Below are 12,053 nucleotides of genomic sequence, written 5' to 3' on the forward strand. Positions count from 1 at the left end.
CGGCCGGGGCGCGGCCGGTTGCGGATGCCCACTGCCGCCCCGCGTCCTCTGCCTCCTACCTCAGATGCGACGTGTCGTTCAGCAGCCTGAGTGACACGTTCCCGTCCGAGTAGTACGCGACCGCGGACACCGAGGCCGCCGAGAGCTCCATCCGGAACATGGCTTCCGGCGGCGCGCCGAGCGCCAGCCGGACCAGGGTCTTGATCGGCGTCACATGGGTGACCAGGAGAACCGTGCGGCCCGCGTAGCGGGCGGTGAGGCGGTCGCGGGTGGCCGCGACGCGGCGGGCAACCTCGGCGAAGCTCTCGCCACCGCCGGTGGGGGCCGCCTTCGCCGAGGCGAGCCAGGCGTCCAGGTCGGGGCCGTAACGCTCGCGCACCTCGGCGAACGTCAGCCCCTCCCAGGCGCCGAAGTCCGTCTCGCGCAGGCCGTCCTCGATCCGGACCTCCAGACCCAGCCGAGCCGCCACCGCGGCCGCCGTTTCACGGCAGCGGCGCAGCGGGGAGCTGACGATCTCCTCGATCGTGCCGCGGGCGGCCAGCGACCGGGCGATGCGTTCGGCCTGGTCACGGCCGGTCGCCGAGAGTTCGGGGTCGCTGCCGCCGCTGCCCGAGAAACGCTTCTCGGGGGTGAGGGCCGTCTCGCCGTGCCGGAGCAGTACGAAGGTGGCGGGCGCCCCGAGATCGGGCGCCGCGGCCCAGCCCACCCGGGGCGCGGCCGTGGATGCCGCGCCCGTACCGGCTCCCGGGCGGGCGGACATCGCCGCGCGGGCCTTCGCCGCGCCCGCCGCCGCGTCACCGGGCGGCCCGGAGACCGGCGGCAGGACGGCGGTCGTCGAGGGACGGGGGGTGTCGAGGGCGGCCGTCGACGACGACGGCTCCCACTGCCTGCCGCGCTTGCCCGCGTCCATCGCCTCGTTGGCGAGCCGGTCGGCGTGCTTGTTCTGCTCGCGCGGGATCCACTCGTACGTGACAGCGGAGGCCGGCAGGATCCTGGCGGCCTTCGCCGCGAGCGGCTTCATGTCGGGGTGCTTGATCTTCCAGCGGCCCGACATCTGTTCCACGACCAGCTTGGAGTCCATCCGGACCCGTACCCGGAGAGCGCCGCCCGCCGAGGCCTCCGGCAGCAGCGCCTTCGCCGCATTCAGGCCGGCGATGAGGCCCTTGTACTCGGCGACGTTGTTCGTCGCGACGCCGATGTACTCGGCGGCCTCGGCAAGGGTCTCCCCCGTCACCGGGTCGATGACGACCGCACCGTAACCGGCGGGCCCGGGGTTGCCCCGGGAACCGCCGTCGGCCTCGATGACGAGCTGGCGCGGCTGGGTCATTACAGGCCCGACTCCGCCGTACGGACCAGGATGCGGCGGCAGTTCTCGCAGCGCAGGACGGTGTCCGGGGAGGCCGCCTTCACATCGTTGACCTCGGTGATGTTCAGTTCGAGCCGGCAGCCCTCGCAGCGGCGCTGGTAGAGGCGGGCAGCGCCGACCCCGCCCTGCTGGACGCGGAGCTTGTCGTACAGCTTCAGCAGGTCCGCGGGGACCGAACCGGCGACGAGCTCGCGCTCCCTGGTGACGGTCGCGGCCTCCTCGTCGAGCTCCTTGGTCGCGGCGTCGCGACGGGCGATCGCGTCGTCGGCCTTGGCCTGGACCGCGGAGACCCGGTCGGACAGCTCGGTGACGCGCTCCTGAGCGGACTCGCGGCGCTCCATCACTTCGAGGACGACGTCCTCCAGGTCGCCCTGGCGCTTTGCCAGCGAGGCGATCTCGCGCTGAAGGCTCTCCAGGTCCTTCGGCGAGGTGACCGCGCCCGAGTCGAGGCGCTGCTGGTCACGGGCGGCGCGCTGGCGCACCTGGTCGACGTCCTGCTCCGCCTTGGTCTGCTCGCGGGCGGTGTCGCTCTCCTCGGTCTGCGAGGCGACCAGCAGGTCGCGCAGCTGCGCGAGGTCGCTGGTGAGCGACTCGATCTCGGCGTGCTCGGGCAGCGACTTGCGCCGGTGCGCAAGCTGTGACAGGCGTACGTCGAGGGCCTGGACATCGAGGAGTCGGATCTGGTCGGCGGGCGCGGCGTTCAGTTGGGGGCTCCAGAAGAGTGGTGGGTGGTGGTGGTCCAGGGGTCGGTGACCTGCTTCGAGACATGGACCCGCAGGCCCCATCCGTGGCGGTCGGAAATCGCGTCGAGCTGCGCTGCGGCCTGTTCGCACCAGGGCCATTCGGTGGCCCAGTGCGCGGCGTCGATCAGGCCGAGCGGGGAGTGCTGGATGGCTTCGGAGGCCGGATGGTGGCGCAGGTCGGCGGTGAGGAAGGCGTCGACGCCCGCGGCGCGCACCGCGTCGAAGAGGCTGTCGCCGGAGCCGCCGCTGACCGCGACGGTGCGCACCGTCGCCGCGGGGTCGCCCGCGAGCCGGATGCCCTGCGCGGTGGCGGGCAGCCGGGCGGCGGCGCGGGCGGCGAAGTCGGCCAGGCTCTCGGGATGGTCGAGCGCACAGATCCGGCCGAGGCCTCGACGGCCCTTGGGGTCGGTGGGATCCGGTACGAGGGGCCCCTCGACGCGCAGGTCGAGCGCACCGGCGAGGGCGTCGGAGACGCCCGGGTCGGCGGTGTCGGCGTTGGTGTGGGCGACGTGCAGCGCGACGTCGTGCCTGATGAGGGTGTGCACGACCCGGCCCTTGAAGGTGTCGGCCGCGACCGTCGTCGTACCCCGCAGATAGAGCGGGTGGTGGGTGACGATCAGCTGGGCGCCGAGTCTGAGCGCCTCGTCGACGATCTCGTGGACGGGGTCGACGGCGAAGAGGACCCGGTCGACGTGCGAAGCGGGGTCTCCGCAGACGGTACCGATCGCGTCCCAGCCCTCGGCCCGCTCGGGGGGCCAGAGAGCGTCGAGCTCGGCGAGGACTTCGGACAGACGGGGCACAAGGAAAAGGCTACCTGCCCTTCGCGCCCCGTCGCCCATGGCTTCCGCGACCCGTACGGACGGGCCACGGAGTGCCTGAATCGTTACTTCACGAGGTCGGCGCGGAGGTCGTCGAGGACCAGGTTCGCGGCCGTGACACCGAGGCCGAGGTACCAGGTCTCGTCGGAGACGTCCTTGGCCCGGCCGCCCTTGACCGCCTCGAGGTTCTTCCACAGCGGGTTGGACTGGGTGGTGTCGCGCTTGGTGGCCTTCACGTCGCCGTAGACGCCGGTGAAGATCCAGTCGGCGTCGGCCTCATCGATCTTCTCCGGGCTGATCTCCGCGGCGAGGTCGTCGATCTGCTGGTTCTTGGGCCGCGGCAGGCCGACGTCGTCAAGGATGGTGCCGATGAAGGACGCCTTGGCGTAGAGGCGGATGCGGTCGGGGAGGTAGCGGACCATGGAGATGGTCGGCTTGTCCGGGCCGATGTCCTCGCCGAGCTTCTTCGCCTTCGCCTCGTAGGCGTCGAGCTCGCTCTTCGCCCTGGCGGTCTTGTCCAGCGCCGCCGCGTTGAGGAGGTAGTTCTCCTTCCAGGTGAAGCCCGGGCGGATGGAGAACACGGTCGGCGCGATCTTGGAGAGGGCGTCGTACTTGTCGGCGGCGCGGAGCTGGCTGCCGAGGATCAGGTCGGGCTTCAGACCGGCGATGGCTTCGAGGTTGAGGTTGTTGATCGTGCCGACGTTCTTGGGGTTGCCCGCGTCCTTCTTCAGGTACGAGGGGATGGCAGCGTCGCCCTCGGAGGGGGCGTAGCCGACCGGCTTCACACCCAGCGAGACGACGTTGTCGAACTCGCCGACGTCCAGCACGACGACGCGCTTGGGGGCTGACTTGATCTCCGTCCTGCCCATGGCGTGGGTGAGGGTTCGGGGGAACTGGCCGGCCTCGGCGTCCGTCCCGTACGCCGCCGTCTTCTTCGCGGCGTCGCCGAAGTCCTTGCCGCCCGTCGCGACGGCCGCCTTCTTGTCGCCGCCGGACTTGGCCGAGTCGCCCGAGCCTGCGTCTTCGCTCCCGCAGGCCGAGAGGGAAAGGGCGGCGGCCACTGCCAGGCCGACTGTGGCGGTACCGCGGCGACGAAGGGACATCACTTGCTCCAGATAGAAGGTCACACCGGGACTGTTTAGGAATGCCTAACCTTACCCATCGGCTTTCGCGTCAAGCACAGGCACCCCCTCGCCCTCAGGCGAATCCCGGCATCACCACCCTTATGTGTGAAGCGGCCGGTCTCGTGTTGTTCGGCAGGAAGTGCGAAAACTAGCTTCGGATGCCGGAGGTGACCAGTCCATGACTGCCTGTGCTATCGAGAACGAGACCGTGGGGGTGGCCGGGGATACCGGAGGCGCGGTCCTGGGGGACGACGAGCCGGATCCGCCGGGTGAACCGGGTGCGCCCGGCCGGGCAACCCTCGCCCCGCGCGCCTTCACGATCGCGGCGGACGGTTCGTACGCGGCCCGGCTCGCCCGTCGTGACATCGGCGCGGCGGGCGAGCCGTCGGACGAGGCCGGGCAGACGTGGTTCGTGGAGCGCTGGACGCTCGACGGGCACGAGCCGTACGCCGTACCGCTCCCCCTGGACCAGCCGGAGGAGCCGGACTCGGACGTGCTGCCGCTGGCCGACGGACGCGTACTGGTCCGGCGCCGGGTCGTGGACCGGCATGCGTTCTCGTTGCTGTATCCGACCGGCCCCGGCACGGGTGAACTGCCGCTCGGCGCCGTCGGATGCGCGGATCTGACCCTGCTGCCGCCGTCGCCGGACGGCCGATGCGCGTACGCCCTGTCGGTCGGTGCGCGCTCCACCGCCGTCTGGCTGGTGGCGGGCGGCGCCTTCGGTCCCGAGCGGGTCGCCGAGGTGCCGGGACGCTGCTCCGGCGGGGTCTGGCTGGACCGGGCGGGGCGGCTGCTGGCCCTGGACCGGGAGCTGCCGGGCGGCGGGCCGGTCAAGGCGGTCGCCGTGAACCTGGAGCGGGGCGGCGAGGTGACACCGCTGCTGCAGATCGCGCCGGGGAGCAACGACCGGCTGCTGCTCGCCGACGTGGACAGCGGTCTGCTGCTGATCCGTTCGGACGCGCCGGGGCACGACCGGCTCGGGTGGGGGGTGCTGGGCAGCTGCCTGCCGGTGCGTTTCCCGGAGTGTCTGCGCCCGGCGGATGTCGCGGTGACGCCGTTCGCCGTACAGCCGGGTCAGATGCTGATGCCGGAGAGCTGTGCGGTGGCCCTGCGGATCGACGGGGCGGCGGGCAGCTGGCTCGGGGTGTGGCGGCCGGCGGGACGCCGCTTGTATCAACTCGCCGCCCCCGAGGGGTGGCAGGCCGGTCGCGGGGTGTGGACCCGGGACGGCGTACTCAGGCTTCCGTACGCCAACGAGAACGTGGCGTGCGGGGTGGCACTGCTGGAGGCACCGGTGGACGCGAAACGCGGTGCGCGGCCGTCGGCGGATCCGGCCGCGGAAAGCGGTATGCAACCGTCCGCTGCCGCTGCGCCTCTACCGGTGTGCAAGCCGATTCCGCTGGGGCAGGCGCCTCTCATGGGGCGCATGGTGCCTCGCTAGAATCCTGGGCCTGGGCTGCGCAGCCGTTCTCCGCGGTCGCCGTTGGTGACCGTGCCGTGCTGCGGTGGCGTGATCGGCCCTGGTGACACACACGTAAGCGATCACAACGGGGTGACTTCCCACATGTCTGAAGCCCGAACCGACACGACCCAGACGCGTCCGGCGGACGCGGAACGGGCCGAAGCCGGCGGCTCCGGAAAGCACCGAGGGGGTGTCGCGACGGACGACACGGCAGCACAGCCGCACGGCCGTCACCGACGCCCCCACGAAGGGGACAGCCGGGCGGCCTGACCGCGCGGAACAACGACGAGGGACGGGTGGGCCCCGGCAGCCGGTCGGCTGCCGGGGCCCACCCGTGTCCCTTGCGGTCAGCCCCGTTTCAGGCCGAGCACCTCCGCCGCGGCGAAGGTCTCGTTCGGCGGGCGGTCCTCGTAGTACGGAGAAATCAGCTCGTCCAGCTCGTCGAAGGAGAACGTCTCCTTCGACGAGTCGAACTTCGCGGCCACCCTGGGTCGTTCGACGATCGCGACCATCCCGCCGTGCACGACGAGCAGTTGCCCGTTGACCTTGGCGGCCGCCGGGGAGGCCAGGTAGCCGACCAGCGGCGAGACGTGCTCGGGGGCGAGCGCGTCGAGCCGGCCGTCCGCCGGTTCCTGGAAGCCGGCGAAGACGTCCTCGGTCATCCGGGTGCGGGCCCGCGGGCAGATGGCGTTGGCGGTCACGCCGTACCTGGCCAGGGCCAGGGCCGTGGAGGTGGTGAGGCCGACGATGCCGCCCTTGGCCGCCGCGTAGTTCGGCTGGCCCGCCGAGCCGGCCAGGAACGCCTCGGAGGAGGTGTTGACGATCCGGCCGTAGACCGGGCCGCCGGACTCCTTGGAGCGGGCGCGCCAGTGGGACGCGGCGAAGTGGGTGGTGTTGAAGTGGCCCTTGAGGTGGACCCTGATGACGGAGTCCCATTCGTCCTCGGTCATCGAGAACACCATCCGGTCGCGCAGGATGCCCGCGTTGTTGACCAGGATGTCCAGCTTTCCGTACGTGTCGACGGCCAGTTCCACCAGGCTGCGGGCCTGCGCGTGGTCGGAGACGTCGCCGAGGTGCGCGACCGCCCGGCCGCCCGCCGCCCGGATCTCCGCGGCGACCTCCTCGGCGGGCGTCGCGGACGCCTCGCCGGAACCGTCGCGGCCCGGCTGCCCGTAGTCGTTGACGACGACGGACGCGCCGAGCCCCGCCAGTTCCAGCGCTTCGGCGCGTCCGAGGCCGCGGCCCGCGCCCGTGACGATCGCGGACATGCCGTCCAGGGGACGTGACAGGGGAAGTGACATCGGAATCTCGGAGCCTCTCAGGAGGGATCAGGGGTCACAGGTGAGGCCGCCGGTCAGAGTTCGACGCAGGTGCGCAACGACTCGCCGGTCCTCATCTGGTCGAGGGCGTCGTTGATGCCGTCGAGCCGCACCCGGTGGGTGATCATCGATTCGAGGTCGATGCGGCCGGCCCGCCAGAGCGCGATGGCCCTTTCGTACGAGCGGAGCACGTCCCCTCCCCCGTACATGGAGGGCAGGATCCGCTTCTCGTCGAAGAACAGCTCGAACATGTTGACCTGGAAGTTGTCGTCCATGGCGCCCGCGCCGACGACGCAGAGGGTGCCGCCGCGCCGGGTGTTCTCGTACGCCGTACGGGCGGTGGCCGACTTGCCGACGACCTCGAAGACGTAGTCGAATCCCTCGCCCGCGGTGATCCGCTGCTTGGCGTCGGCGAGTTCGTCCGGGGACACCGCCTCCGTCGCGCCGAACCGCAGGGCCGCCTCGCGCCGGGACGCGACCGGGTCCACGGCCACGATCTGCGCGGCGCCCTGCACCCTGGCGCCCTGGATGGTGGAGATGCCGACCCCTCCGCAGCCGATCACGGCGACCGACGAACCGGCCTCCACCTGTGCGGTGTTGATGGCCGCGCCGAGCCCGGTGGTCACCCCGCAGCCGATCAGCGCGGCGATCTCGAACGGCACGTCGTCGGGGATCGGCACGGCGCAGCCCGCGCCGACGACGACCTCCTCGGTGAAGGTGCCGGTGCCCGCGAAGCCGAAGACGTCTCCCCCGGCGCGCTTGAAGTTGGGCGTGCCCGCGTTCATGAAGCCGGCCAGGCAGAGCTGGGTCTGGCCGCGTTTGCAGGACGGACACGCCCCGCACGCGGGCAGCCAGCAGACCAGCACCCGGTCCCCCGTGCTCAGCCCGGTGACACCGTCGCCGACGTCCAGGACCTCGCCCGCGCCCTCGTGGCCCGGGATGAACGGGGCGGGCTGCGGCAGCACGCCGCTCATCGCGGAGACATCGGAGTGGCACAGTCCGGTGGCCCGGATGCGGAGCTTGACCTTGCCGGGGCCGAAGCCCACCGCCTCGACGTCGTCGAGGACTTCCAGCTTGTCCTGGCCTATCTCGTGCAGTACGGCTGCGCGCATGGTGCGGCTCCCCTCATGGGCCTGTGGACCTCTTGGAGTTGGTTCAGGAGTGTTCGACGAAGGTGTCACCGAGGACCATGGCGTTGTCCCGCTCCACGACCCTCACCTCGACCCGTACCTCGTTCCCGCCGGTCCACATCTCGATGCGCAGGGTCTCGCCGGGGAAGACGACCCCGGCGAAACGGGTGCGGTAGGAGCGGATACGGGTCACGTCACCGCCGAGCACCGTGTCGGTGACGGCCTTCAGCGTCATTCCGTAGGTGCACAGCCCGTGCAGGATCGGCCGGTCGAAGCCGGCCAGCCGGGCGAACTCGGGGTCGGCGTGCAGCGGGTTCCAGTCCCCGGAGAGCCGGTACAGCAGCGCCTGGTCGGGCCGGATCGGCCGCTCCACCACATGGTCGGGCGCGACCTCGGGACGGGCGACCCGTTCGGACGGCCCGCGATCGCCGCCGAAGCCGCCCTCGCCCCGGACGAAGATCTGGGCGTCGTTCGTCCACAACGGGCCCTCGTCGTCGGCGGCTTCGGTACGCAGCACCAGCACGGCCGCCTTGCCCTTGTCGTACACCGCGGCGACCTTCGAGGTCTGTACGGCGGTGCCCTTCACGGGGATCGGCCGGTGCACGCGTACGGACTGCCCGCCGTGCAGAACGGCGGCCAGGTCGACGTCGACACCGGGCGAGGAGAGCCCGCCGACGACGCCCGCGCCCGCCCCCGCGACGGTGGCGAAGGAGGGCAGCACCTGGAGCCGTGACTCGAGGGTGTAGCGCAGTTCGCCGGGGTCGGTGGCCGGGTCGGCCCGGTCGGGGTCGGCTCCGGCGCCGATCCCCAGGTGATAGAGCTGCACGTCCTTGTGGTCCCAGCTGATCCGGGTGGACCGCGGTTCGGCGGCGACAGCCTTTTCGGCATCAATGGGCATGGCGAAGCTGCTCCTTGATGGTGGGAAGACCTCGGCGCGGCCGTCCGCACCGTCGGCCGCACCGAGGTCGTGCGGGACCGGCCTCCACGCCCCGTTCTAGAACGCGTTCTAGCCGATGGCCCCATGTATAACGCAGCGTCCAGCAGTTGTGAAGACCGCTGCTGACGTGACGTCAGATCAGTTGCCGGGCCCGTCGCTCACCCATGACAAATGTCATCGCGAAGTTCGTACACACACCCCTGCCGGGCCTCGGGCCCCTTTCCGTAACGTCGTGGCCATGAAGCAGACAACGGGGAATCCGGCCGCGGTGGACCTCACCGGGGCGGTCAAGACCTTCGGCCGGGCGGGCCGGACCGTACGGGCCGTGGACGGGATCGACCTGTCCATCGGTCGCGGCGAGACCGTCGCCCTGCTCGGCCGCAACGGCGCGGGCAAGTCCACCACCATCGCCCTCCTGCTGGGGCTGGACGAGCCGGAGTCCGGCAGTGTGCGGGTACTGGGCCGGACCGCCGAGCAGGCGGTCCGGGCCGGTCTGGTCGGCGCCATGCTCCAGGACGGGCGGCCCATCCAGCGGGTCACCGTCCGCGAGCTGGTCACCTTCGTCGCCTCGACCTACCCGCGGCCGATGCCGGTGGCCGAGGCGCTCTCCCTGGCGGGCGTCACCGGGTACGCGGACCGGCGCGTCGACAAGCTCTCCGGTGGCCAGACCCAGCGCGTCCGTTTCGCCGTCGCGCTGGCCGGCAACCCGGAGCTGATCGTCCTGGACGAGCCGACCGCCGCCCTGGACGTGGAGGCGCGCCGGACGTTCTGGGAGTCGATGCGGGCCTACGCCCGGCGCGGCAACACCGTCCTGTTCTCCACCCACTATCTGGAGGAGGCCGACGAGAACGCCGACCGGATCGTCGTCATCGACCGGGGCCGGATCGTCGCGGACGGGAACGGCGACACGATCAGGGGCTCGGCCGGCAGCAGCCTCGTCTCCTTCGACCTGGCGGGCCGGCCGACCGAGGGCCTGGAACTGCTGCCCGGCGTCGTCACCGTCGAGGTGACCGGGGACCGGGCGCTGCTGCACACGGACGACTCGGACGCCACCGTCGTGGAGCTGGCCCGCCTCGGCCTGATCCGTGGCCTCCAGGTCTCCCGGGCCACGCTGGAGGACGCCTTCCTCGCCCTCACCGCACCGGCCGCCCGGACGGCCTCGACCGATACCGAGAAGGAGATCGCGTGATGTTCCGCTACATCGTGCTGGAGGTCCGCCGGACCCTGCGTGACGGCTTCTTCCTGATCTTCGGGACCGGGATGCCGGTGATGATGTACCTGCTCTTCACCAACATCGGCGGTGGCGCCGACGACGGCTGGAAGACGGCCTCGATGGTCGGCATGGCCGCGTACGGAGCACTGGGTTCCGCCATGTCGATCGGTACGGGGGTCGCCTCCGACAGGACCCTCGGCTGGCTGCAGCAGCTGCGGGTCACCCCGCTCGCCCCTTCGCACGCGGTCGTGGGCCGCGCGATCAGCGGTTCGGTGACCGTACTGCCGACGATCCTGACGGTGCTGCTGGCCGGCGGACTGGTCAACGGGGTACGACTGTCCGCCTGGCAGTGGACCGCCCTGACGCTGCTGCTGTGGATCGGGGCGCTCCCGTTCACCCTGCTCGGTCTCGGCAACGGCTACCGGCTCACTCCGCAGGGCACCGGGGTCGTCAACATGGCCTGCCTGATGGGCTTCGCGATCGCCGGCGGGCTGTGGTTCCCGCTGGAACTGCTTCCCGGGTGGCTGCGTTCGATCGGCCGGTTCACCCCCGCCAACCGGTTCGCCGACCTGGGCTGGGCGGCCACCGACGGACACGCGCCCGGCAGCGGCACGATCGCCGTGCTCTGCGCGTGGCTCCTGCTGTTCGGTACGTACGCCGTGATCTCTTACCGTCGGTCCGCCAGGACCGTCTGACAGGAGTGGACATGGTCAGGAACCGGACGGATCGGTGGATACGTACGCGTCGGGAACGGCGCGCACAGCGGTGTGAGAACCGGCGTCCGGGCCCGCCCGGACCGTACACCCTGCTGCCCTGGCTGCTGATGGGCATGGGCGCCTTCTCCAACCTCTTCCAGGGCGAGGCGCCCAACCCCTGGCTCGGCGGTGTCGGGCTGTTCGTCTTCAACTCGCTCTACATCTCCGTGGTGTTCCGCGGCTTCGACAAGAAGAAGCGCGAGAGCCCGGTGTCGTACTGGCTGCTCGCGGCGATGGCCGTCGTCACGTTCGGGCTCGCGATCGGCTACGGCGGAAGCTGGCTGCTGTTCTTCCCGCTGCTCTCGCTGGCCTGCGGCACCATCCTGCGCAACCGGCGGCTGGCCGCCGGTCTGCTCTCGCTCGCCGTGGTGGCCACGATCATCGCCGTGTGGCGCGGGAACGGCGGCTCCGACCCGTGGACCATCGGGTACGGCACCTTCATCTCGGGCGCCGTGACCGCCGCGATCCTCACCCTCGCGGAGACCGTGATGGAACTGCGCGCGACCCGGCAGGAACTGGCCCGCACCGCCGTCGAGAAGGAGCGGCTGCGGTTCTCCCGCGATCTGCACGATCTGCTGGGCCACACGCTCTCCGTGATCGTGGTCAAGTCGGAGGCCGCGCGCCGACTGGCACCACGCGACATGGATGCGGCACTCCTCCAGGTCGCGGACATCGAATCCGTCGGCCGCCAGGCCCTCACCGAGATCCGTGAGGCCGTCACCGGCTACCGCGAGGGGAGCCTCGCCACCGAACTGGACCGGGCCCGCTCCGCGCTGACCGCCGCCGGGATCGAACCGGTGCTCCGCCGCTCCGGACCGCCGCTCGCCCCACAGGCGGAAGCGCTGCTGGGCTGGGCGGTGCGAGAGGCCGTCACCAATGTCGTACGCCACTCCCGCGCCACCACCTGCACGTTCGTGGTCGACGGCACGCCCGAACGAGTCCGGCTGACGGTCACGGACGACGGCTACGGACCGGACCCCGACGCACCGGCCACACCCGGCATCGGCGGCACCGGACTGACCGGCCTGACCGAGCGCCTCGCCACGGCGGGCGGCTCCCTGAAGGCGGGCCCGGGGCCGGAGCGCGGCTTCGTGCTCACCGCCGAACTGCCGGTGGACGGGCCGGACCCGACGGACGGGAATCCGGCCGCCGGGTACGCCCCGAGCCATACGCTGGGCCGGTGAAC

General features: G+C 71.5%; 11 protein-coding genes. 4 read left to right on the forward strand and 7 right to left on the reverse strand.

The window, feature by feature from the left end:
- Nucleotides 1-55 precede the first annotated feature (55 nt).
- The 4 genes from ACZ7L9_RS02830 to ACZ7L9_RS02845 all read right to left on the reverse strand — a co-directional run bounded on the left by ACZ7L9_RS02830 (nucleotide 56) and on the right by ACZ7L9_RS02845 (nucleotide 4,030).
- Nucleotides 56-1,327 (reverse strand): bifunctional RNase H/acid phosphatase, encoded by a 1,272-nt coding sequence (locus tag ACZ7L9_RS02830; protein ID WP_471411954.1) that lies wholly within the window; start codon nucleotides 1,325-1,327, stop codon nucleotides 56-58.
- The gene (locus ACZ7L9_RS02835) at nucleotides 1,327-2,070 is read right to left on the reverse strand and encodes a zinc ribbon domain-containing protein (RefSeq protein WP_471412747.1); all 744 of its coding nucleotides are present in this window, start codon (nucleotides 2,068-2,070) and stop codon (nucleotides 1,327-1,329) included. The genes ACZ7L9_RS02830 and ACZ7L9_RS02835 overlap by 1 nt, the downstream gene beginning before the upstream one ends.
- Complete coding sequence (locus ACZ7L9_RS02840; RefSeq protein ID WP_471411956.1) at nucleotides 2,067-2,909, reverse strand: Nif3-like dinuclear metal center hexameric protein; 843 nt, start codon at nucleotides 2,907-2,909, stop codon at nucleotides 2,067-2,069. Before ACZ7L9_RS02840 ends, ACZ7L9_RS02835 begins: the two co-directional genes overlap by 4 nt.
- Before the next feature lie 83 nt (nucleotides 2,910-2,992).
- Entirely contained in the window at nucleotides 2,993-4,030 is a 1,038-nt protein-coding gene (locus ACZ7L9_RS02845) for an ABC transporter substrate-binding protein (protein ID WP_471412749.1), read from the reverse strand.
- A gap of 199 nt (nucleotides 4,031-4,229) precedes the next feature.
- On the opposite strand from ACZ7L9_RS02845, the gene ACZ7L9_RS02850 reads away from it, so the two are divergent.
- Nucleotides 4,230-5,492 carry a hypothetical protein gene (locus ACZ7L9_RS02850; RefSeq protein WP_471411958.1) on the forward strand — a complete coding sequence of 421 codons (1,263 nt, stop codon included), beginning with the start codon at nucleotides 4,230-4,232 and terminating at the stop codon, nucleotides 5,490-5,492.
- A 368-nt stretch (nucleotides 5,493-5,860) separates the two neighbouring features.
- Here the strand turns inward: ACZ7L9_RS02850 and ACZ7L9_RS02855 are convergent, their stop codons facing one another.
- From ACZ7L9_RS02855 to ACZ7L9_RS02865, 3 genes are read right to left on the reverse strand one after another with little or no spacing between them, the layout of a single operon-like run.
- Nucleotides 5,861-6,814 (reverse strand): 3-oxoacyl-ACP reductase, encoded by a 954-nt coding sequence (locus tag ACZ7L9_RS02855; RefSeq protein WP_471411960.1) that lies wholly within the window; start codon nucleotides 6,812-6,814, stop codon nucleotides 5,861-5,863.
- 53 nt (nucleotides 6,815-6,867) lie between these two features.
- On the reverse strand, nucleotides 6,868-7,944 hold the full coding sequence (locus ACZ7L9_RS02860) for a Zn-dependent alcohol dehydrogenase (RefSeq protein WP_471411962.1): 1,077 nt from the start codon (nucleotides 7,942-7,944) through the stop codon (nucleotides 6,868-6,870).
- 43 nt (nucleotides 7,945-7,987) lie between these two features.
- Nucleotides 7,988-8,860: a MaoC/PaaZ C-terminal domain-containing protein gene (locus ACZ7L9_RS02865; protein ID WP_471411964.1), complete on the reverse strand. Its 873-nt coding sequence runs from the start codon at nucleotides 8,858-8,860 to the stop codon at nucleotides 7,988-7,990.
- A 277-nt stretch (nucleotides 8,861-9,137) separates the two neighbouring features.
- On the opposite strand from ACZ7L9_RS02865, the gene ACZ7L9_RS02870 reads away from it, so the two are divergent.
- The 3 genes from ACZ7L9_RS02870 to ACZ7L9_RS02880 are packed head-to-tail and all read left to right on the forward strand — an operon-like array spanning nucleotide 9,138 to nucleotide 12,051.
- Nucleotides 9,138-10,088, forward strand: coding sequence for an ABC transporter ATP-binding protein (locus ACZ7L9_RS02870; RefSeq protein ID WP_471411966.1), 951 nt, complete (start codon nucleotides 9,138-9,140; stop codon nucleotides 10,086-10,088).
- A complete protein-coding gene (locus ACZ7L9_RS02875) occupies nucleotides 10,088-10,807 on the forward strand; it encodes an ABC transporter permease (protein ID WP_471411968.1) in 720 nt (239 codons plus the stop codon). Before ACZ7L9_RS02870 ends, ACZ7L9_RS02875 begins: the two co-directional genes overlap by 1 nt.
- Before the next feature lie 11 nt (nucleotides 10,808-10,818).
- A complete protein-coding gene (locus tag ACZ7L9_RS02880) occupies nucleotides 10,819-12,051 on the forward strand; it encodes a sensor histidine kinase (RefSeq protein ID WP_471411971.1) in 1,233 nt (410 codons plus the stop codon).
- The last annotated feature ends 2 nt before the right edge of the window (nucleotides 12,052-12,053 follow it).

It is taken from the genome of Streptomyces sp. NPDC111516 (genome assembly GCF_055635345.1).